Below are 21,214 nucleotides of genomic sequence, written 5' to 3'. Positions count from 1 at the left end.
GAAGTAGATATCTACTTCTTTTTTTGTTCCACGTGAAACAATTATGATATTATATAAGGCATAGAGGAAATCATATGGAACTAATATACTTAACAAAGGATAATAAAAAAGACATAATGACATGTCTTCGGTCAAATACAATATATAATAAATTATCAAATGAAGATATAAATGAAAGTGATGCAGAAGAAATGCTGACATGCCACCCAACTAATACAGATATAAAACAAAAAGTTTTGTTAGGTGCAATTGTAGATAACATATGTATTGGAATCGCTGATGTCATCTATGATTATCCTGAAAAGAAGCAGGGGTTTATTGGGTTATTAATGATTCACCAGGAACTGCATGGAAAGCATTATGGAGAAACATTTTATAAGCTAATTGAAAAATTATTAATTGAAAAAGGAATGGATCGAATACATTTGGGAGTTCTGCTTCAAAATGAAAAGGGATATTTATTTTGGAAGAAACAAGGATTTAAAACAATTGAGATAAGAAAAAGAAAAGATACCTCACTAGATATCGATGTATACTATATGGAAAAGAAATTAAAAACACTTGAATAATAATCAAGTGTTTTTAATTCTCAGAAAGTTCTTTAATTAAATCAAACAATGCGTGTTTAGTTGGAGTAGTTAATGTATCAGTGAACTTCTCATAAGTAACAAAGTTTTCATTAATACCTGTAACATATGGTGAATAACCATTTGAATAACAAACTAACATTGAATCTTCTTCATTAATAGCTTTTGTGTAATAACTAAATAATTCATTTGGAGAATAGATAATTTTAATATCTCCGAGTTTAACTCTTGAAATATTAACAGATTCTGGTAATTGTGAAGTATCTTGTAATAAGCTTTCGCGCACCTTAATACCCACGTTAATTGTTTCTATTTCTCGTTCAGTTAAATCAGCAGGCATTAGTGATAAATCGATAGGTGTAAAATCATGTTCTAGAGGTAATTGTTTTGATACAAAATCAATGGTATTTAATGGAATAAATGATTTTTCTTTTGTTAATAATTCATTTACTTCATCAACAAGGAATGAACCTAAATATTCTACTCCTGCATAGTCTTGAGAAATACGAGTAAATCTTGAACTGATATCACCACTTGCACCTTGATAGAAAGTAAAGAATGTATCTTTGTGTTCTTCGCTCAATTTCTTTAATGCGTAACCTGGGTACTCAGCTGAGAAATAAGGAGTATCACCATTTAATATAGTTGGATGACAATTGTGAGTAATTAATGTTATAACTCTTTCCTCACCGTTATAAATAGATAAGGTTTGAAGAACGACATTCGCAATGTGATTAGAAATACGGCTACGTCCTACTTGATCAAATTTCTCATGTTGATAACACATTAATAAATTTGATTCTTCATATTCTAATGATAGGCAAGCTTGTACAATTTTGTCGATGAAGAAGTGTTGATATCTTTCATCGTGAGGATCTGCACCAAAGTGAGTGTGTGTGGATGAAATAACAACATGACAAGGTTTTGTAGATCTTAAACTAAGTTGATGTTCAATTTCATCTTGAACGTTAATTCTAAACCCTAAGTTGTCGCAAGAAACTAGATAAAGAATCATCTTATCATCATCGAAAGCTAGGATTCGTGCATGCAAGTCATCGTGTACTTGTTCTATCGGGTTAACCTGTTGGATAAAGCCAGATTGTTTGATTGGAAATGGGGCATTAATGTTTGTAATACTTTTAGCAAATTTCATTTTCATCATCTCCTCGTAAGATATTAAGTTCATTATACATCAATGTATATAATTATGTATATTGATATGATATAATACATGAAAACGGAGGTAAATTATGCTAGATTTAACAAAACTTACTACAGAAACACGTAACCCAAAAACAATGGAACTTGATTGTAAAACTCCACTCGAAATTGTAACTATTATGAATGAAGAAGATTTAAATGTTGTAAAAGGTGTTAAAGAAGTATTACCACAAGTCGCACAAACAATTGAATGGTGTGCTAACGCAATAGAAAACGGTGGCAGAATTATATACATAGGAGCAGGAACTAGTGGACGTTTAGGACTATTAGATTCAGTTGAATGCCCACCAACTTTTGGTGTTTCGCCTGAACTTGTAGTTGGATTAATTGCAGGGGGAGAAAAAGCGTTTATTAAAGCAGTCGAAGGTGCTGAAGATAAACCTGAATTAGGTGTAGAAGATTTAAAGAATATTAATGTAACAAATAAAGATGTTGTCATCGGATTGGCAGCAAGCGGAAGAACACCGTATGTTATTGGAGCATTGGAATATGCAAATGAATTAGGATGTAAAACCGTTGCGGTAGCTTGCAACAAAAACTCTAAAGTTGGACAAGTTGCACAAGTTGCGATTGAACCTGATAATGGACCAGAAGTATTAACGGGATCAACACGTTTAAAATCAGGCACATCACAAAAGATGATTTGTAATATGATATCTACAGGAACAATGGTTCGTTGCGGTAAGGTATATCAAAACTTAATGGTTGACGTTATGCAAACTAATGAGAAACTTGTAGCACGTGCAGAAAAAATAATTGTAGAAGCAACAGGTTGCTCAAAAGAAGAAGCTCAAAAAGCAAGAGTTGAATCAAATGGAAAAGTTAAAACAGCAATCGCAATGATTTTATTAAATTGTGATTTTGATACAGCTAGTAAAAAACTTGAAGAAGCAAAAGGACATATACGCGAGGCTATTGAATGCAAGTAAAACTTTTTGTATCAGACTTGGATGGGACACTATTAAAAATAGGTGATCAATATTCAGTTGGTGTAAGTGAAGAGAACAAACAAGCGATACGTGAGTTTGTGAAACAGGGGAATGTATTCGCTGTTGCAACCGCAAGAGGAATTGATTACAAAGAAGAACTTGAAAAAGTTTTGGGATTTGAAATTGATTACGTTGGAAATAATGGTGCATTAATTAAAATTCAAAACCGACAAAGAAAACACATTATTCCCAATAAACTAGTGAAAAAAGTTCAAGAAATAGTACGTGATGAGAAATTGAATGTAACTGTAACTTTGAATGCGGATGAAGGATTTTTCTATGTACCAACAAATTGTTATCCATTTGATGATCAAAATTCAAATCATAATGGAGACTTCTTGGAAAAATTTGCAGAACGTTATAAAGAAGGTCCGAATTATCATGTTACAAAAATCATGGCTTTGGCAAATCCAAAAGAAATTGAAAATATTAAAACAGTTTTAAAACAATATTTAAAAGATGAGTTAGAAATTGTTTTATCAGATGTAGATTTAATCGATATGACTTTAAAAGGTTGTAGTAAAGGAAATGGTGTAAAAGAATTAGCTGAAATGTACAATATACCAGATTACAGAGTAGGGGTTGTAGGCGATACAGAAAATGATGCGAGTATGTTTTACAACTTTAAGAATAGTTACTGTATGGATCACGCAACAGACGAAGTTAAGTCAGCTGCAACTACAATTGTGACTTCAGTTAAAGAAGCTTTAGAACAATTTATGGAGATAGAAAACTAAAAAATTTCTATCTTTTATTTTTGTTAAGAAATAATATACAAAATTATGTACATTAGAATAATGTAATGATATACTATTTTCTAGCAAGGGATAAAAAAGTGAATGATATGAGTAAAAATGAAAAATTAGTTTGTCTAATTTCGGGTTTATGGACATTGGGAAATACAATGTCTGCAGTGTTTGTAAATGTGTACTTATATGCATATACAGGTTCGCTTGTCGTGATGACAATTTATTGTATGATTCGTATAGGTCTATTTCCACTATTCTTTACAATAGGGGGTAAATGGGCGCAAAGGAAAAATTATAGTCAAACATTAATCATGGGATTGTTTGTGACAATCCTATCGCTTGTATATGTTTTGACGGCAAATAATTTATTCGAGAGTAATCCGAATTTAGTATTTGTTGTTGCGGCTTTAGTGGGTATTGGTGAAGGATTCTTTTGGTTAAGCGTAAATAGTTTGAATCAAATTGTATCAACTGATAAATCACGAGCTTCCTATGTAAGTAATCTTGGAATATTTAATAACATCGCAAATTTATTTGCACCACTTTTCGCAACGATAATGATTGATATGGCTGCTACTGATGTTGATGGTTATATGAATATATTCAAAGTTGTTATTGTAGTTTATACAGTTATGAGTATTGCTGCATTTAAAATCAAAGCGAACAATTCACGACAAAAATTTTCGGTATTAAAAAACTTAAAAATTTCAAATGATAGTCGTTGGCGTTATTGCATGATAACAACATTCTTATACGGAATGAGAGATTCATTAATTTTAACGCTTGCAGGTTTATTAGTTTATAATGCAACTGGTGGATCTGGAGGATTGTATAGTTCACTACTCACAGTATTTGCGGTTGTATCAATTGTATCGTACTATATTTTAGCAAAGAAAATGAATACAGGTAATTTATATAAATGTTATTGGGTAGGGGCTGTGCTTATTGCATCTAGTACAATTGCGTTAGTTATATTTCCAAATATGTATGGAGCAATTTATTATGGTGTAGTTAATGCACTCGCAACACCATTGTATGCAAATCCATATCAAGTTATCATGATGAATAATATTCAAAAATATGAAGCAAATGAAAATTTGTGTGGTCGAGTTATCGCAAAAGAAATTTATTTATCAATGGGAAGATGTTTCGGTATGTTTTTGATTGTACTAAGTTCATTTATTTTATCTGAAGAATTATATTTACCAATCTCAGTAATCTTCTGTTCATTATTTCCAGTCATACTTGTACTCTATGCAAAAAAATATGAAACAAATAATTATAAATTTAAAGAAACAATATAAAATAAAAAAAACGAACAACTTAATTGTTCGTTTTCATTTTTATATTCTGTATAATCGATCAAAATATTTCGCTTCCAATTGTTCATTGAATTCTCTTCCACCATCAATGTTTTGTGATTTATAAATTGGAGGAGTAATTCCACGACTAATCAAAATTTCAGCTGTACGATAAGTAATAGCCTGAATAATTACAGATGTTGTAATCATCGACATACCACATATTGCTGAGTCATAACCTTCTAATGTACAACCGCAATCCCCTTCAGGAACTCGGTTATCAAGAATAATATCGGAAAGTTGATATAAGTTTTTTCCGCTTGAGTGTTTGGATGATAATTTCTTTGAAGCTTCTAACGCAGTTACACAAATTACAATGGCACCTTTATTTTTAGCGCCAATTGCTATTTCAATGGGAAGGGGATTTCTACCTGAGTTAGAAATAATAAAGACAACATCATTTTCACGTATATCAACTTTCTTCATAAAGTTAGTGCCGACACCTTCTATTCCTTCGTAAGATCCTCTTGCGGGTTCAACTAATTTTTTACTAGGAATAAAACCACCAGCTCGGTGTGCGACTTCCATTGCACCAGCTTCCGAATGTCCTGAGCCGAATGCTTGAAGCATACCACCATTTTCTATTGCATTTGCACAAGCTATTGCAGCTTGTTCGATTGCTTCTTGTTGTGAACTTTCTACATCATCAATTAAACTCTTTACTGTTTGAAATACTGGATTCATCATTTACACTATTAACCTTTCTTAGTTGTTTTTAAAACATTGATAAGCTAAATTGTGAATATTGTTTCTTTCTTTAAACACTTTTGTATTTGATCTAGAAGGGTGAACACGATTGCATGTACACACAAAACCAACACGGCGATCAAGATCAATCAACATACTACAACCGGAAAAACCAGTATGGAATAAAGTATGCTCGCTATAGAAATCACCTAATGAATAATTTGGATCAGATAAAACCCAACCGATTGAACGTCTTTCGTTAAGAGAGCTTGTTTGACACTTCTTTAAGAGGTCAATAGTGGTAGGGCTGAATACACGTCTACCAAAGTAAGAACCATCATTTAAAAGCATTGTAACGAAGTGAGATAGGTCATCGATTGTAGAAAACACACCAGCATGACCTGATATACCACCTAGCTTAGAAGCTTTACCATCATGGACAACTCCTTTAATTATTCCACCACGTTCTGGAATGTCTTCGTACGCAGCAAATAAATTAAGATCAAAAGAGTCGGGTGTAAAATCTGTATTTAACATATTTAATGGTCTAAATAGATTTTCTCTAGCATATTCCTTAAAATTACCAGTTAAAGTTTCGATAACTTGACCAAGTAAAATGAAATTAATATCTGAATAATTTACTTCTGTACCAGGTGTTTTCTCACATTGAACATGATTTACAAAAGAAAGCATTTCATCCTTTGTCATATTCTTATATCCTGTGATATCGGCTGGTAAACCAGAAGAATGTGTAATGCAGTGATGTACTGTAAGCTCAGTTTGTGAAAATTCAGTAAGAACATCACAAATTCTTGTTTTAAGTGTTACCTTACCTTGTTCCATTAATTTTAAGATACAACTTGTCGTAACTAGTACTTTGGTAATAGACGCTAAATCCCAAATTGTAGACTCATCATTAGGAATTGGAGTAGGTAATAATTGACGATTACCAACACAAGTAACTCGAGTTTCATTGGGAGTTACGATTGCGAAACTTGCTCCAGGGAATACCCCGTTTTCAACACACTCATTTAGGTGGTTATTTAGCAAGTCCCATTGTTCTTTGATTATCACGTTCTATTCGTCCTCGTCTGAAGACATCATAGCTTGCATGAAAGCACGAACATCAACGATTGATTCACGACCTTGTGAAATAACTGATTCTAAATCAGAATCTTCACTTAATAGGGCATTTAACACCATTGGGAAGTTCATACCAGCAATGAAACTGTATTTTTCTTTCGTTACAAAGTATTGGCAAGCAGTATTACATGGCGATCCACCGAATAAATCAGCGAATACAAGTACGCTATCGTATCCGTCAAGTGTTGGTTCTACAGCTTGTAGTTTTGCTTTAAATTCTTCTGGTCCGTCTGTTGGTTCTAGACAGCAAGCGTATAGATTTTCTACATTTCCTGCTATCATTTTTAGTGATTCTTTGAATGCTTCTGCATAGAAGCCATGGCTAATTAATAATATTCCTCTCATCATATAATCTCCTTTGTTAGTCTTATAATAACACAAATTTTTAAAGTGTAAATTGAATATTCAGTTTTTTGTACAAAAAAAACTTGTAATTTGTAAGCGGTTATACTAAACTAAACACAAGGAATGAAATAAAACTTATAGGAGGAAATTATGGCAAATATTGTTAATGTTCGTATTGACGAACGTCTTATTCACGGTCAAGTAGCAGCTTATTGGACAAATAACTTGAATGTTTCTAGATTGATGGTTATTGATGATCTAGCTGCACAAGACGAAATTCAAAAGATGGCACTTAAAATGGCTTGTCCAACAACAGTTAAATTATCTATTTTATCTATTGAACGTGCGGTTGAACGTTTAAATGATCCAACAGCATATGAAGGAGAACGTGTTTTCATTGTACTTCGTAATACAGGTACTCTTGAAAAAGCGATAGCACTAGGTGCTCCAATTACTGCTATTACAGTAGGTAATATGTCAAATAAAGTAGGATCACAACGTGTGTATCATACAGTTTGTGTTACTCAAGATGATATCAAAATATTCAGAGAATTAAACAGCAAAGGAATCAAATTCACAGCTCAAATGGTTCCAAGTGATGAACCTCAAAACTTCATAGACTTAATTGCGAAGCTATAGAAAGTATTTATTATAAAAAATACCACCGTTTCGGTGGTATTTCTTTCTATAAATTGTGTGGATAATTATTTTTTCTTACATTCTTCATACTTTTTATAGATAATATCGAATGCTTTAGGAGAAATAGGATATTTCTCACCATTTGTAGTTACAACCTTTACAAAGGCGAAAGGGATATACTTAATCTTATCAAACTGTTTTATACTCTTGTAGCGAACGGTTTTACCTTTAGCTACAAAACAAGATTCATTGTAGTATAAACTATACTTATATGGAGCAGTTAATGCTTCTCCAGCAAAGAGTAAAGCAATAACGATTCCCATAGCTGCAGTATTTGTATCATTGATTGATAAACCGTAAATGGCACTTAGAATTCCAATGAGAACAAAAACGATATACATTGCAAGAATAAATTTATAGAAAGAATAGTGTTCAAATTTACGAACATCTAAAGCACCTGTTAGAGCTTCTTTACTTTCTCTAAATTCTTTGAACTTAACACCAAGCATGACGCAACCGATAACGGTAGCAAAAATAACAATAAACATAATGATTTCTCCTTAACTAAGAATGAAATCATTATAGCATAGAATTGATGAATGCAAAATTAATCTATAGTATTTTGTATATTCACATCGAAAGGAAATTACAATGGAAAATAGTTTGATTGAATTGATCGACGTTGAACGTGTAAAAGATTTAGGAACTCCTAAAAAAACAATTACATCAAAACCTTATTTTGCGATTATCTCATGTTTAGTAATTTCGATATTACTAATTCTAACAAAGTCTTTAGCAATACTTGGTTTAGTTATTTTACCAATTGCTTTATTAGTATTATGGAAAATACCAAATAAAAAAACAATTGAGTTTTTTGATAACTTTCTAGTTATTTATCCTCAATCAAAAGAAACAGAATGTAAGAAAATAAAATACGATGACATTATCGAATGGATAGTACGTCAAGGAACACAAGGTGGAGATAATTTAATTCTCCATTTAACAGGTGATGAGTATGTTCAAATGGAAAGTTTTAGAGCGGTATCAGTTGTAAAACAATTCAATATCATTATGCCTGAAAAAGAAGCAAACAGAAAAAAGAATGCAGAAATGAAAACAACTTCATTTAAATGGCCTTGGGGAGGCAAGAAATAATGAATACTCAAGACTTAATTATTAAATATGCCATTGGATTTCCAAAGCGTTATTCAAGACAACAAAAGAATACTTTTATAAATGAAATAGGCAAAGATTTTCAAGCTTGTGGTTATCGTGTAAATGGTGCAGCTGCCAAGAAAAAGGGCGGTGTATCCATGAATCTACATGTTGGTGATGTTGGTCATGCAAAAACATTAATTGTGGTTAATTACGATACACCACAACACAATTATGGTAATCCAATGAAGTATTACCCATTCAATGGACCATCGACGTTTGCATCGTCATTCCTTCCAATTTATGCACCAACTATATTGGGTGCACTTATAACACTATGGTTAGTAGTTTCATTTATTCCAAAATTAGATTTTCAAACTAATTTATTATACTCGGTATTTATCGTTGCGATTTTAATGATTGTTATGGTCGGTTCGTTCATTATGACAAAAGGTGTAGCGAATAAAACGAATTTTAATCGTAATACATCGGGCGTTGTTGCAGCTCTTAAACTAGCTGAAGAACTAGAAGATAATCAAAGAAATCAAGTTGCGTTTGTATTAACTGACAATGGTTGTACAAATCACAATGGTGATTATATGTTGCGTGAAGCACTTCCTAAAACTATTGATGAACGTTTAGTTATCATGTTGGATTGTGTTGGTAATGGTTCTGAGTTTGTTATTGGATACAAAGAAGATACTAAGAAAGAAGCAGCAGATTTAGCAACTTGCTTTAAAAATAAACCAAAAAGAAAATTATGTAACAAAGAAGAATTACGCTATACATCATTCTCATTTTATAAAAAAGGACTGTTGATTTCTAAAGGAAATTTTATAAAAGAAGAGTTAGTTGTAGAAAATACTTCAACAAGTAAAGATATTGTTTGTGATGTAGATTCTATTGATGAAGTTGTAAAAGCGATCAAAAAATATATTTAAAAATATTAGAAAAAAAACAATTATTTTATATACAACCAAAATATAAAATATTGTATATTGTCATTGACTTCATGTTCAAACCAGTTATAATAAACTTTGTAAGGGTTACCAAAACTAGAAGGAGATAAGAATGAGCACAACTAAAGATTTTTTCCAAGTAGCAAAGCAATATCTTGAAAAAGCTAAAGAAACACAAAGAGAACCTATCAAGAATGCTGCTGTTATGATGGCAAATTGTATGGAAACAGATGGAATTATTCAACTATTCGGTATTGACCAAGGTAGAGCATTTTCAATGGAATTGGGGTATCGTGCTGGCGGTTTAATGCCATTTCACCAATTTAATACAAAAGATTTAGCACTTCGCGGTGTCATTAGTGAAAAAGAATTATATGCAGAAGGTTTCAATGATAATACTGAAATGGCTCATAAATTATGGGACTTATATCGTGTAGAACCTACTGATATGTTCATTATCATCAGTAATTCTGGATGTGAAGGAATTGTTGTAGAAGCAGCACTTATGGCTAAAGAAAAAGGACATAAAGTGATTGCAGTTGTATCTAAAGCAAACTGTGCTGAAGTATCAGCAAAACATCCTAGCGGTAAAAAACTAGTTGATGTTGCAGATATCGTTATTGATAACTGTTCATTAAGTCATGATGCATTACTTGATTTTGATGGTACAAATAAAATTACTCAAGCATCAACAATTACGGGAAATGTTATTGCCCAAATGTTAACAGCTGAAGTTTATCATTATTTAAAATCAGCTGGTAAAGATTGCCCTGTATTATTAAGCGCAAACATTAAAGGTGCAGATGTACATAATCGTGAATTATCAGATAAGTATTTAGGAAGATGGAATTCTTAGGGAGGGTATGAACATGACAGAAATTACTATGGATGTATTCTACGAAGAATTATTGAAATTAATCGATACTCTTTATGATAAAGAGAGTGGTAACATTGAAAAAGCAGCTCAAATATGTGCTGAATCAGTTGCGAATGGTGGAGTAATTCACGTATTCGGTTCTGGGCATTCAATCGGATTTGGTATGGAAATGCAAAACCGTATTGGAAGTTTAGCTTGTATTCATTCAATTGATACAGCTGACTTTGTATTAAAAAATAAATTTACATTAGAAGAATTTAAAAATCCAGACAACGTATTTGAAAGACGTCCTGGAATTGCGGATCAATTATATGATTTATATGAAATGAATCCAGCAGATGCATTTATCATTATTTCTAACTCAGGTATTAATGGGGTTGTAATTGATATGGCAATCACTGCAAAAGAAAGAGGACACAAGGTTATTGTTGTTACAAGTTGGCAACATACAACTGCAGAAGACTCAAGACACCCAAGTGGAAGAAAATTATACGAACTTGGTGATATCGTGATTGATAACTGTGGACCTCAAGGAGATGCATTGATTGAAACTGGTGGACCAGAAAAGATTTGTTCAGTATCTTCAATTACAGGAGCATTCATTGCGCAAACAATCGCATCAGAAACTTGTCGTTTACTTCAAGAAAAAGGTGTTGAAGCTCCAATTATTTATGATGAGTCACTTGAAGGTTCAAAAGAGCACAATAAAGCATTAAAAACTAAATATGCTGGACGCGTATAGGAGAAAAATATGTACAATTTTGAGTATATGAATAAAATTGATGAACTTTTACACAAAGTTTATGATATAAATAAAGTAGAAATAGAAAAACTTGCACGCGTATTTGCGGATAATATTAAAAATGATAAAGTAATTCACACATTTGGAACAGGACATTCTCATATGATTGGGATCGAATTGTTCGCAAGAGCTGGAGGACTTGGAAACGTAAATGCCCTATTAGATCCAGATGCTCTTACAGCATTTGGAGCTCAAAGAAGTGGTGCTGTTGAAAAGTTACCTGGACTTGCTGATATTATCTTTGATAACTATGTCATCGAAAAAGGTGATGTTATGATTATCTCAAGTAACTCAGGACGTAATGCACTTCCAATCGAAATGGCTATGCGTTGTCAAAAAGAAGGCGTATATGTTATTGCACTTACTAACTTAGAACAATCAAAAAATACTACAAGTCGTCATCCATCAGGAAAACGCTTGTTCGAATGTGTTGATTGTGTACTCGATAATGCAGTTCCTGCAGGAGATGCATTATTAGATATCAATGGACTACTTACAGGTCCAGGATCATCAATCTCTAGTATGTTTGTATTGAATACAATCGTAGCAGAGGCATTAAAAATTTGTGATGCTGAAGGTATCAAAGCTCCAGTATTCCAATCTCAAAACGTAGATGGCTTCGATAATGATGCAATCTACAACAAATACTTTGGAAGAGTTAAACACTTCTAGGGTAAACGGATTCAAAAAAACTTGGAGAACGCGTCTTATCATATTTTGTCAGAAGTGATAGACGATTCTTATATTTGAAAGTAGTTTACTTTCGAAAAACCATAAAAACAATAGAGGAGGTTAGTTATGGCTGAACTTAATTTTTTACAAATCCTTCTAATTAGTGTATGGGCATTCTGGGGTATTATTGATGGATTATCATTCAACTTCGGAATGAATAACTGTATCGTTGCTTGTTTATTTACAGGTATCGTTGTAGGAAACCCAACTTACGGACTAATTGTTGGAGGTACGCTTCAAATGACGCAATTAGGGGTAGGAACTTATGGAGGTGCATCAGTTCTTAATATTACGTCATCAGGAATGATCACAACTGCACTTGGATCACTTTCAGGAGAAGATCCAGTAACACTTGCAGCATCTATCGGTATTGCTCTTGCAGCATTATTCGTACAATTGGACATTCTTGCTCGTTTCTCAAACACAGTATTCCAACATATCGCTGACAAATATGTTGAATCAGGAAACACAAAAGGTATTAACTTAATGAACCACTTAGGAATTATTCCTTGGGGATTATCTCGTGGTTTACCTGTATTCTTATTACTAATGTTTGGACAACCACTTGTTGATTCACTAATGACAGTAATTCCGGTTTGGTTAATGAATGGATTCAAAATCGCTGGTGGATTGCTTCCAGTAGTTGGTTTCGCTATCTTATTACGTTACCTTCCAGTTTTAAAGAAACCTCAATTCTTGATTCTTGGTTTCGTATTAGCTGCTTATCTTAAAATTCCAGTACTTGGTGTTGGACTTATCGGTTTAGTAGCTGCATTAATTACTTATCAAAACGCTACAGCTGCAACACCTGCAGGTGGAGCTACATCTACAGGAGGTTCTGACTATGAAGAATAATGGATCTAAATTCACAGCTAAAGAACTACGTCGCGTAAATCTTCGTTGGATTTGGCAATCACAAATTGGTTGGAACTATGAACGTATGCAAGGTCTTGGATACCTTTCAACTATGCTTCCTGTTATCAATCGTTTATATGGAGACAATCCAGAATTAAAATCAAAAGCATTACACGTGCATTCACAATTTTTCAATACAATGCCTAACATGGGAGATATCATCGTTGGTATGAATATCGCTATCGAAGAACAAGCATGTAGTGCAGAAGGTCTTGATGTTGCTGCTTCTATTAAAACAGCATTAATGGGACCATTCGCTGGTATTGGAGATACTATCTTCGGTATGATCGCTGGTGCAGTATTCGGATCAATCGCTGCAACAATGGCTCTTGAAGGAAATGCAATTGGTATTGGTATCTGGACATTATGGCAAATCGGATGTTTCTTCTTCCGTTTCAAAATGTTCGATCTTGGATATGAACAAGGTATTAAATTAGTTACTACTTTAAGTGGTAAAATGAACGCTCTTACTGAAGGGGCTGCAGTTCTAGGACTTACAGTTGTTGGATGTATGATCGCAACAATGATTAAATTTAATTTAGCTTCTATTAACGTTGGACTTGGTGTCTTCGAAGATGGAGTAGAATTAATGAAAGAATTCCCATTACAAGCTTACGCTGATTCAATCATGCCAGCATTATTCCCAGCTGTATTAGCTGCATTATGCTACTGGTTATTAGGTAAGAAATGGATGAACTCTAACAAGTTAATCATTTCTGTAGTTATCGCTGCTATCGTTTTAAGTTTCTTCGGTATCGTAACTGCTTAATTAAAAAATTAAGGGTGTCTCCCAAAGGAGATGCCCTTTTTCTTTTGGTGTGTTATGATTGAAATAGAGATAGCGTTTTATAATGAAAGCGAGGAAAAAAGATGAATGAAATAAAGAAATTGATGAATAAAACAATGTTAAATACATATGTGTTTAATTTGGTTCTTGGTTTAGTACTTGTCATTATTACAGCTCTTTTTTCAAATCAAGGAGTACTTGCTAAACTAGCTTTTGGTATTTCTGTTGCATACTGTGGTTTATTTCTATCATTGTATGGTGGAAAAGCAGCACTACTACAAAAGTTTTATAAAACACTAGAAACTGAAGACACAACTCAACTTAAGGTTGTAGAAAATTCTGTACTTCTAAATAAGAGTTTAGTTTCATTTAGTTTTAATATTCCAGTACTGATTCAATATAAAGATATTACACTTGTAAGAAATGAAGATAATGTATTTGAAAAAGCTAGACCTGGATATAAAGGAAATCATAAAATTTATATCAAAGCACAAGACAAAGAAGCACTCATTCCTGTGAGTGATGGTCAAGTTGCTAATAAAATATTGAACTTCTTACAAACACAAAATTCAAGCATTCAATTCCAAAATAAAACTACTGAATTCGAAGAAACAGAATTAAGTAGTTTAGATAATTACAAAGTAAGTGGAAGATTTTAATTAAGGGATAACTTCAATGTTATTCCTTTTCTATATCTTGCTTAAAATGTTATTTAAGTTTTCTCTTGATACCTCTACATAATCACCATCATCATGAGCCATGTGTTTTGCAGTCATATGAATTTCAGTGCAATGAGTTTCATCAAGAATTGTTCTTATGTTATGGTCACGAACTCCACCACCAACGAGAATTGTAATTTGTTGATTGTATTTTTCAATAAGTTCTTTTAGTAAATCAAATCCTTCTTCAATATTTGGATAATTTTCTCCACCACTAGTAAGAATACGATCAACACCACAAGCGATACAATCTTCACATGCTTTAATTTTATCAGGAGTTGCATCAAATGCTTTATGTACAATTACTTCACGATTGTATTTCTTTATTAAGTCAGCCATCTTTTTAGTGCGAAGTGTATCAATAGAATTATCTTCATTTAAAAAACCAAATACAATTCCATCAGCACCATTCTTTAGTAATTCTTCAGCATCAACTAACATACTTTCGAATTGTCTTTCTGTGTAATGGAAACCTGCTGTTCTAGGTCTTACCATACAACACATAGGAATAGAAGTTACTTTCTTTGCACCAAGTAGTGTTCCCACTGAACAGGTACATCCACCTAATTCAAGAGAACTATTTAGTTCAATACGATCAATTGGAAATTCACTTGCGATCATGGTGTCTTCAATAGAACCACAACATACTTCAATAACATAGTTTTTTATCATAAAACTCTCCTTATTTATAAATAAAGTATAACACTTTTTGTAATGTGATTGAACCATTATACAATAAAATGTATAATGATAGTAATAGAAGAGAGGTATATCATATGATAATTCAAAGTAAGAGTGTATGGGTATCAGGAGTATTTATTGAAGCACAAGTAGAAATCAAGGAAAACAAAATTGAAAACATTTATCCTTACGGAACTAAACCAGTGGATAAGGACTATGGAGAGAATCGAATCATTCCAGGAATGATTGATGTACATTGTCATGGTGGATTAGGATTTGATACAAACGATGCAAATCGTGAAGGACTTGTTAAGTGGGCTAAAGGATTATTAGAAGAAGGTATTACTGCTTTCTGTCCAACAACAGTTACTCAAAGTGAAGAGATACTTTCTAAAGCATTAGAAAATGTTGCGAATGTTGTACGTGATGGATATGAAGGTTCTGAGATTGTAGGTATTCATTTTGAAGGACCATATTTAAATGTAAAAAATAAAGGTGCACAACCAGAAGAATTTATTGTTACACCATCAGTGGATCAATTTAAAATGTATCAAGAGAAAGCAAATGGATTAATTAAAGTAATGACTTTAGCAACAGAGCAAGATCCTGATTATGCATTGACTAAGTATGCTTCGCAACATGGCGTTAATGTATCAATTGGTCATTCAGCTGCAACTTATAATGAAGCATGCATCGCAGTTGCGAATGGTGCAAATGGAATGACACACGTTTATAATGGTATGAATGGATTACATCATCGTGAACCATCTTTAGTAGGTGCAGCGATGAGATTAAAAGATACATATTGTGAAATTATTGGAGATGGTAATCATGTTGTATGGCCAGCTATCTATGCACTTGTAACAAGTAAAGGTAGAGACTATTGCTTACTTGTAGATGATGCATTATGTGCTAAAGGATGTGAACCAGGTCATTATGAATTGGGTGGCAATGAAATTGAAATAAGAGAAAATGGATCAGCATATCTTGCAGGTACAAATACATTAGCTGGTGGAACAATGAAATTCAATAAGGCTATTCAAAACCTGGTAGAAAAAGTATTACTTCCAATTGATACTGCAATTAATATGGCTACACTAAATCCTGCACGTTATTTAGGTATTGATAATCGCAAGGGAAAAATTTGTTCAGGTTATGATGCAGACTTAGTTGTATTAGACCGTAACTATGATGTTGTTCAAGTAATTGCTCAAGGGAAAACAGTGAAGGCATAATTATGATAATACAAAGCTCACGTATCTGGTTAGATGAGAAATTTACACCAGCTCAATTAGAAATTAAAGATGGTAAAATTATTGCGATTCATGAATATAAACAACACGATGTAGATGAAGATTATGGTGATAAAAAAATATTGCCAGGATTATTGGATATCCATGCCCATGGATTCAATGGTATGGATAGTAATTATGCAACATATGAAGGATTAAAACATTGGATAGCGACATTACCAAAAGAAGGTGTAACAAGTTTTCTTGTGACTACATCAACAGCGCCAGAAGAAAATTTATTAGAATCATATGAATTAATTTCAAAGGTTATAGATGAAAAACTTCCAGGGGCTCAAGCGTTGGGTATTCATGTTGAAGGACCACAAATTTCATTTAATTTTAAGGGTGCACATAATCCGTATCTCATCCAAAAACCAAACGTAGAACAATTCAAACGTTATCAACAACATGCGAGTAACAAAATAAAACTAATTTGTATTGCACCAGAAATGGACGAGCAACATGAATTAATAAAATATTGCACAAGTCAGGATGTTCGTGTCACAATAGGTCATAGTGGTGCAAAGTATGATGAGTGTCTAAACGCTAAAGATAGTGGCGCTAGAAGTTTCACACATACATTTAATGGTATGTTAGGACTTCATCATCGTGAACCAGGATGTGCGGGTGCAGCTTTATCTATGGATGATATGTATGCAGAATTAATATGTGATGGTGTACATGTACATTATGCAGTTGCGAAAACGGTTGTACGTGCAAAAGGCAAAGATAAATTAATTTTAGTAACGGATGCAGTACAAATTAAAGGACTTAAACCTGGTATCTATGATATGCCAGGAAGATGGGTTGAAGTAAAAGAAGATGGTTGTGGTCGTTTAAAAGATGGACGACTTGCAGGTAGTTCCAACAAAATGATCAACATGGTTAAAAACTGTGTTCAACATTGTGGTGGGGATGAAGTTATCGCAATAAACGCAGCTACAAAAAACCCGGCAACATTTTTAGGACTAAATACAAAAGGAGAACTAAAAGTTAACAATGATGCGGATATTATTGTGATTGATGATGATTACAATGTATTACAAACTTATGTTAATGGAAATAAGATGGTATGAATATAAAAGCAATTGGTGTAGATATTGATGGAACTATTTTAGGACACGGGAAGACAATGATTACTCCTGTTCTTTATGATACGTTTTTAAGATGTAAAGAGAAGGATATTAAATTGGTTTTAGTTACCAGCCGGTCATTAAAAGAAATGGAACCCATTGATAGTAAACTATTAGACTTGTTTGACTATCGCGTGTGTTCTACAGGTGGTGTTATTTATGAAAAAGAGTATTGCATCAGAAAACACACATTAGTAAGAAAAGATTTAGAAACACTCATACAACATTTGGATAAGAAAAATATTTTATACTCTTATTCAAAGTTAGATGGCGTTTTCTACTACAGTCGATTAGCCTCGCCAAAGCAAGAAAAAATATATGAATCATTATTTGGACATGGATATCCAGTGGAACCATTGAAAGATAATGTTGAGGTATTAGACTTCTTATACTTTATTGATGAACATCAAGTAAATGAAGTAAAGGATTATATACATGACACAACTGAACTTTGCGATTTTAAGGTTCATGGACAAGTTAAACCATTAGGTATTAATAAAGGATATGGAATTGTAGAAGTCGCAAAGCTATTAAACATTGAACCGGAAGATTTTATTGTATTTGGAGATGGCACGAACGATGTGTCTATGTTTGTGGCAGCTGGTAAAAGTGTTGCGATGTCTAACGCAAGTGAAATAGTTCAACAAGCAGCCGACGAAGTTTGTCCAAGTGTTGATGATGATGGTGTTGCATATTACTTAAATAATTATCTAGGAGGAGTAGAAGAATGATAAAAGCAGTTTTCTTTGATATTGATGGAACAAGTTACCAAAATGATATACATGATAGCCCAGAATCAACGAAAATAGCTTTAAAGAAATTGAAAGATTTAGGAATAAAAATTTCTATTTGTACAAGTCGTTCTTATCCAGAACTAATTAATTTACCAAAGCACTATTATGATTTAATGGATGCAATGGTGTGTGGTGGTGGAGCACAAATAATGATGCAAGGAAAACAAGTTGTTGCGCATAAGATTGATCCAGAAGACACAAAAGCAATCATCGATGTTTTACATAAATACAATCTAGATTATCGTTGGACAAGCATTCATGGTGAGAATCATTTAAGTACAGACAGCGAAGATGTAAAAGGAATCTTCCAACGGATATACAACATGCATCCAACATATAAACCATATAATGGAGAAGAATTAATTCATATTTTATATTACGCAGATGATCCAAAAATCAAACAGGAGATATCTGATTGTTGCAAGAACAGTTATCATTTAATTATTGGTTATGCAAATGAAATAACAGCCAAGGACATCAGTAAATCACATGGTACAGTAGAATGTGCAGAATTATTTGGTATTAAACCAGATGAGATTGCAGCATTTGGTGATGGTAATAATGATATTGATATGATTCAAAAAGCTACAATAGGTGTTGCGATGGGTAATGCCAAAGAAGGTGTTAAACAAGTTGCAGACTATGTTACAGATAACATTGAAGATGATGGCTTATACAATGCATGCGTACACTTCAATTGGTTTCAAGAATAGGAGAACATGATGAATAATATTAAAATGATTGTTATGGATATGGATGGAACACTCCTTAATTCAAAAAGAGAAATAAGTGAAGAAACACGTAATGCACTAATAGATGCAGAGAAGAAAGGTATACGTCTTGTCTTGGCATCAGGAAGAAGTTATCGTTCTTTGCTACAATATGGAGAGATATTAAGAATGCCAGAATTTGGTGGTTATTTTATTGGTGCTAATGGAGCTGCGATAACAGAAACAGCTACAATGAAACATGAAGTAATACGCCAACTTCAAAAAGAAGAAATAGAAGAAATCTTCGCAGCGATTAAACCGTATGAAATAGAAGCAATGGGTGTATTAGATGATACAATCTATGATTATATTCCAGATAGTTTACGAGCAATAAAAAAACAAATACGTATTGATAAAAACATTGCAGATGATGTGCCTTGGACTGCAGGAACATTCTCATTAGTTGAGGATCAAAGAAAAAACAATTATGCACATATTTATGATATTAAGGGACCAGAAGAAATTGATAAATCCGTTAATAAAATTTGTTTAGCACATACAGAAGAAACACTAAAAAAACCATACGAATGGTTAATGGAAAATTTAAGTGATAAATATCATTTCGCAAGAACATCAATGCAATGGATTGAATGTGCACCATTAGGTATTAATAAAGGAAATACAATACTTAAACTTGCAGAAAAATTAGGAATCACAAGTGATGAAATTATTGTATTTGGTGATGGAGAAAATGATCTTACAATGTTTAATGCAGTAAAATATCCAGTAGCTATGGGTAATGCAATGGAACGTGTTAAAGAGGCAGCATTTGAAATAACTTTAGATAATGATTCAAATGGAATTTCTGTGTTTTTAAAAAAGTATAATTTGTGTTAGAATTGATGTAGTATTTTATCGCAAAAAAAATAATAAAGAGAGGTAGACTATGTCATATACAGATTTTCATTTGTTTAATAAAAATGCGTCTACAATCATATTTCTTTCGAAACTTTTTATTCGCATGGATTTGGGTACTAGAATTCCTACGTTTGAAGAATTGTCGAGAGATATAGGGGTTGCAAGAGGTACTATTCAGAATTCTCTGAAGAAATTACAAGAAGTAGAAGCTATTGATATCAACCCTAGGGGGCACATGGGATCGTATTTAGTTAATAAAAATACAAAGATTCTTATTCAAATGGCAGATATTCGACAATTACTAGGAGCGATGTCATTACCTTATTCTAAAACGTATGAGGGTTTAGCAACAGGGCTTATCACAACATTACATAATGATTATGAAATACCAGTAAGTATGGCTTATATGAGAGATGCAGTCATGCGTCTTGATGCAATGATTAAAGGTAGTTATGATTTTGTAATTCTGTCAAAAGGTTCAGCTGATAATGCAATTAGATCAGGTAAACCACTTGTAAAGGTAATTGACTTTGGTCCTCAAACATATTTAAGTGCTCATGTATTATTGTTTAGTAATACGAAGTCAAAAGAAATAGAAGATGGTATGACTGTGGGTCTTGCGAAAGATGCAGCAGAACAAAATCGTTGGACGAAAAAAATGTGTAGAGGAAAAAAAGTAAAGTATGTAATGCTTGATTACTCAAAGATTATTCCTGCATTAAAACAAAAAGAAATTGACGCAACCGTTTGGAACAAAGACGAAGTAAATGATGCGCTCATTCAAATGAATACAAAACCAATTCAATCCAATGGAGAAGATACTTCTGCTGTATTACTGGTTAATAAATTCCGTCCAGAACTTGTTAAATTATTTTTGGAGATTGTAGATGTCGATGAAGTTAAACGCATCCAACAAGCAGTTATTGCAGAAACAATACCACCACAATATTAAAATTTAAATAAAACCCTACAAGAATTTCTGATGAAATGACTGTAGGGTTTTACTGTATATTAGATAT

At 32.8% G+C, this 21,214-nt stretch carries 25 protein-coding genes; 19 read left to right on the top strand and 6 right to left on the bottom strand.

The genetic code is table 11. From position 1 onward, the window contains the following. The first annotated feature begins 74 nt into the window (after positions 1 to 74). On the top strand, positions 75 to 569 hold the full coding sequence (locus RR643_RS08160) for a GNAT family N-acetyltransferase (RefSeq protein ID WP_332482912.1): 495 nt from the start codon (positions 75 to 77) through the stop codon (positions 567 to 569). A 13-nt stretch (positions 570 to 582) separates the two neighbouring features. Here the strand turns inward: RR643_RS08160 and RR643_RS08155 are convergent, their stop codons facing one another. Then, positions 583 to 1,740 (bottom strand): hypothetical protein, encoded by a 1,158-nt coding sequence (locus tag RR643_RS08155; protein WP_332482911.1) that lies wholly within the window; start codon positions 1,738 to 1,740, stop codon positions 583 to 585. Between the two features lie 97 nt (positions 1,741 to 1,837). Between RR643_RS08155 and murQ the strand changes: the two genes are divergently transcribed. The 3 genes from murQ (at position 1,838) to RR643_RS08140 (ending at position 4,850) form a co-directional block, all read left to right on the top strand. Further along, positions 1,838 to 2,737 (top strand): N-acetylmuramic acid 6-phosphate etherase, encoded by a 900-nt coding sequence (gene murQ / locus RR643_RS08150; RefSeq protein WP_332468819.1) that lies wholly within the window; start codon positions 1,838 to 1,840, stop codon positions 2,735 to 2,737. Beyond that, complete coding sequence (locus RR643_RS08145) at positions 2,728 to 3,534, top strand: HAD-IIB family hydrolase (protein ID WP_332482910.1); 807 nt, start codon at positions 2,728 to 2,730, stop codon at positions 3,532 to 3,534. The genes murQ and RR643_RS08145 overlap by 10 nt, the downstream gene beginning before the upstream one ends. Positions 3,535 to 3,641: 107 nt before the next feature. Then, on the top strand, positions 3,642 to 4,850 hold the full coding sequence (locus RR643_RS08140) for an MFS transporter (protein ID WP_332482909.1): 1,209 nt from the start codon (positions 3,642 to 3,644) through the stop codon (positions 4,848 to 4,850). Between the two features lie 39 nt (positions 4,851 to 4,889). Here the strand turns inward: RR643_RS08140 and RR643_RS08135 are convergent, their stop codons facing one another. The 3 genes from RR643_RS08135 to RR643_RS08125 are packed head-to-tail and all read right to left on the bottom strand — an operon-like array spanning position 4,890 to position 7,085. After that, positions 4,890 to 5,594 carry a sugar isomerase domain-containing protein gene (locus tag RR643_RS08135; protein WP_332482908.1) on the bottom strand — a complete coding sequence of 235 codons (705 nt, stop codon included), beginning with the start codon at positions 5,592 to 5,594 and terminating at the stop codon, positions 4,890 to 4,892. A gap of 18 nt (positions 5,595 to 5,612) precedes the next feature. Beyond that, positions 5,613 to 6,668: a serine hydrolase domain-containing protein gene (locus tag RR643_RS08130; RefSeq protein ID WP_332482907.1), complete on the bottom strand. Its 1,056-nt coding sequence runs from the start codon at positions 6,666 to 6,668 to the stop codon at positions 5,613 to 5,615. Positions 6,669 to 6,671: 3 nt separating this feature from the next. Further along, complete coding sequence (locus RR643_RS08125; protein WP_332468824.1) at positions 6,672 to 7,085, bottom strand: PTS sugar transporter subunit IIA; 414 nt, start codon at positions 7,083 to 7,085, stop codon at positions 6,672 to 6,674. 147 nt (positions 7,086 to 7,232) lie between these two features. Here RR643_RS08125 and RR643_RS08120 point away from each other — a divergent pair, with 147 nt between their 5' ends. After that, the gene (locus RR643_RS08120) at positions 7,233 to 7,721 is read left to right on the top strand and encodes a PTS system mannose/fructose/N-acetylgalactosamine-transporter subunit IIB (RefSeq protein WP_332482906.1); all 489 of its coding nucleotides are present in this window, start codon (positions 7,233 to 7,235) and stop codon (positions 7,719 to 7,721) included. A gap of 65 nt (positions 7,722 to 7,786) precedes the next feature. On the opposite strand, the gene RR643_RS08115 is transcribed toward RR643_RS08120, so the two are convergent. Next, complete coding sequence (locus RR643_RS08115) at positions 7,787 to 8,269, bottom strand: hypothetical protein (protein ID WP_332468826.1); 483 nt, start codon at positions 8,267 to 8,269, stop codon at positions 7,787 to 7,789. A gap of 103 nt (positions 8,270 to 8,372) precedes the next feature. On the opposite strand from RR643_RS08115, the gene RR643_RS08110 reads away from it, so the two are divergent. The 8 genes from RR643_RS08110 to RR643_RS08075 all read left to right on the top strand — a co-directional run bounded on the left by RR643_RS08110 (position 8,373) and on the right by RR643_RS08075 (position 14,607). After that, the gene (locus RR643_RS08110) at positions 8,373 to 8,876 is read left to right on the top strand and encodes a hypothetical protein (protein WP_332468827.1); all 504 of its coding nucleotides are present in this window, start codon (positions 8,373 to 8,375) and stop codon (positions 8,874 to 8,876) included. Continuing rightward, entirely contained in the window at positions 8,876 to 9,817 is a 942-nt protein-coding gene (locus RR643_RS08105) for a hypothetical protein (protein WP_332482905.1), read from the top strand. Before RR643_RS08110 ends, RR643_RS08105 begins: the two co-directional genes overlap by 1 nt. A gap of 130 nt (positions 9,818 to 9,947) precedes the next feature. Next, positions 9,948 to 10,691 (top strand): sugar isomerase domain-containing protein, encoded by a 744-nt coding sequence (locus RR643_RS08100; RefSeq protein WP_332468829.1) that lies wholly within the window; start codon positions 9,948 to 9,950, stop codon positions 10,689 to 10,691. 13 nt (positions 10,692 to 10,704) lie between these two features. Then, the gene (locus tag RR643_RS08095) at positions 10,705 to 11,454 is read left to right on the top strand and encodes an SIS domain-containing protein (RefSeq protein WP_332482904.1); all 750 of its coding nucleotides are present in this window, start codon (positions 10,705 to 10,707) and stop codon (positions 11,452 to 11,454) included. A 9-nt stretch (positions 11,455 to 11,463) separates the two neighbouring features. After that, the gene (locus RR643_RS08090) at positions 11,464 to 12,186 is read left to right on the top strand and encodes an SIS domain-containing protein (protein WP_332468831.1); all 723 of its coding nucleotides are present in this window, start codon (positions 11,464 to 11,466) and stop codon (positions 12,184 to 12,186) included. Between the two features lie 126 nt (positions 12,187 to 12,312). Further along, entirely contained in the window at positions 12,313 to 13,101 is a 789-nt protein-coding gene (locus tag RR643_RS08085; RefSeq protein ID WP_332468832.1) for a PTS mannose/fructose/sorbose/N-acetylgalactosamine transporter subunit IIC, read from the top strand. Beyond that, positions 13,091 to 13,930 (top strand): PTS system mannose/fructose/sorbose family transporter subunit IID, encoded by an 840-nt coding sequence (locus RR643_RS08080; RefSeq protein ID WP_332468833.1) that lies wholly within the window; start codon positions 13,091 to 13,093, stop codon positions 13,928 to 13,930. The genes RR643_RS08085 and RR643_RS08080 overlap by 11 nt, the downstream gene beginning before the upstream one ends. 101 nt (positions 13,931 to 14,031) lie before the next feature. After that, positions 14,032 to 14,607, top strand: a complete 576-nt coding sequence (locus RR643_RS08075; protein WP_332482903.1) for a hypothetical protein — start codon at positions 14,032 to 14,034, stop codon at positions 14,605 to 14,607. A 30-nt stretch (positions 14,608 to 14,637) separates the two neighbouring features. Here the strand turns inward: RR643_RS08075 and RR643_RS08070 are convergent, their stop codons facing one another. Continuing rightward, positions 14,638 to 15,339 (bottom strand): copper homeostasis protein CutC, encoded by a 702-nt coding sequence (locus tag RR643_RS08070; protein WP_332482902.1) that lies wholly within the window; start codon positions 15,337 to 15,339, stop codon positions 14,638 to 14,640. A gap of 104 nt (positions 15,340 to 15,443) precedes the next feature. On the opposite strand from RR643_RS08070, the gene nagA (RR643_RS08065) reads away from it, so the two are divergent. The 6 genes from nagA (RR643_RS08065) to yhfZ are packed head-to-tail and all read left to right on the top strand — an operon-like array spanning position 15,444 to position 21,147. After that, positions 15,444 to 16,583: an N-acetylglucosamine-6-phosphate deacetylase gene (gene nagA, locus RR643_RS08065; protein WP_332468836.1), complete on the top strand. Its 1,140-nt coding sequence runs from the start codon at positions 15,444 to 15,446 to the stop codon at positions 16,581 to 16,583. Positions 16,584 to 16,585: 2 nt separating this feature from the next. Beyond that, positions 16,586 to 17,716, top strand: a complete 1,131-nt coding sequence (nagA, locus tag RR643_RS08060) for an N-acetylglucosamine-6-phosphate deacetylase (protein WP_332482901.1) — start codon at positions 16,586 to 16,588, stop codon at positions 17,714 to 17,716. Continuing rightward, the gene (locus tag RR643_RS08055) at positions 17,713 to 18,504 is read left to right on the top strand and encodes an HAD family hydrolase (protein WP_332482900.1); all 792 of its coding nucleotides are present in this window, start codon (positions 17,713 to 17,715) and stop codon (positions 18,502 to 18,504) included. The genes nagA (RR643_RS08060) and RR643_RS08055 overlap by 4 nt, the downstream gene beginning before the upstream one ends. Beyond that, on the top strand, positions 18,501 to 19,280 hold the full coding sequence (locus RR643_RS08050; RefSeq protein ID WP_332468839.1) for an HAD family hydrolase: 780 nt from the start codon (positions 18,501 to 18,503) through the stop codon (positions 19,278 to 19,280). The genes RR643_RS08055 and RR643_RS08050 overlap by 4 nt, the downstream gene beginning before the upstream one ends. A 9-nt stretch (positions 19,281 to 19,289) precedes the next feature. Next, the gene (locus RR643_RS08045) at positions 19,290 to 20,174 is read left to right on the top strand and encodes a Cof-type HAD-IIB family hydrolase (RefSeq protein WP_332482899.1); all 885 of its coding nucleotides are present in this window, start codon (positions 19,290 to 19,292) and stop codon (positions 20,172 to 20,174) included. 49 nt (positions 20,175 to 20,223) lie between these two features. Continuing rightward, positions 20,224 to 21,147, top strand: coding sequence for a GntR family transcriptional regulator YhfZ (gene yhfZ, locus RR643_RS08040; RefSeq protein WP_332482898.1), 924 nt, complete (start codon positions 20,224 to 20,226; stop codon positions 21,145 to 21,147). The last annotated feature ends 67 nt before the right edge of the window (positions 21,148 to 21,214 follow it).

This window comes from Anaerorhabdus sp. (genome assembly GCF_036637135.1).
GTDB lineage: Bacteria > Bacillota_I > Bacilli_A > Erysipelotrichales > Erysipelotrichaceae > Anaerorhabdus.
This window is presented reverse-complemented; position numbering and strand designations above follow the sequence as displayed.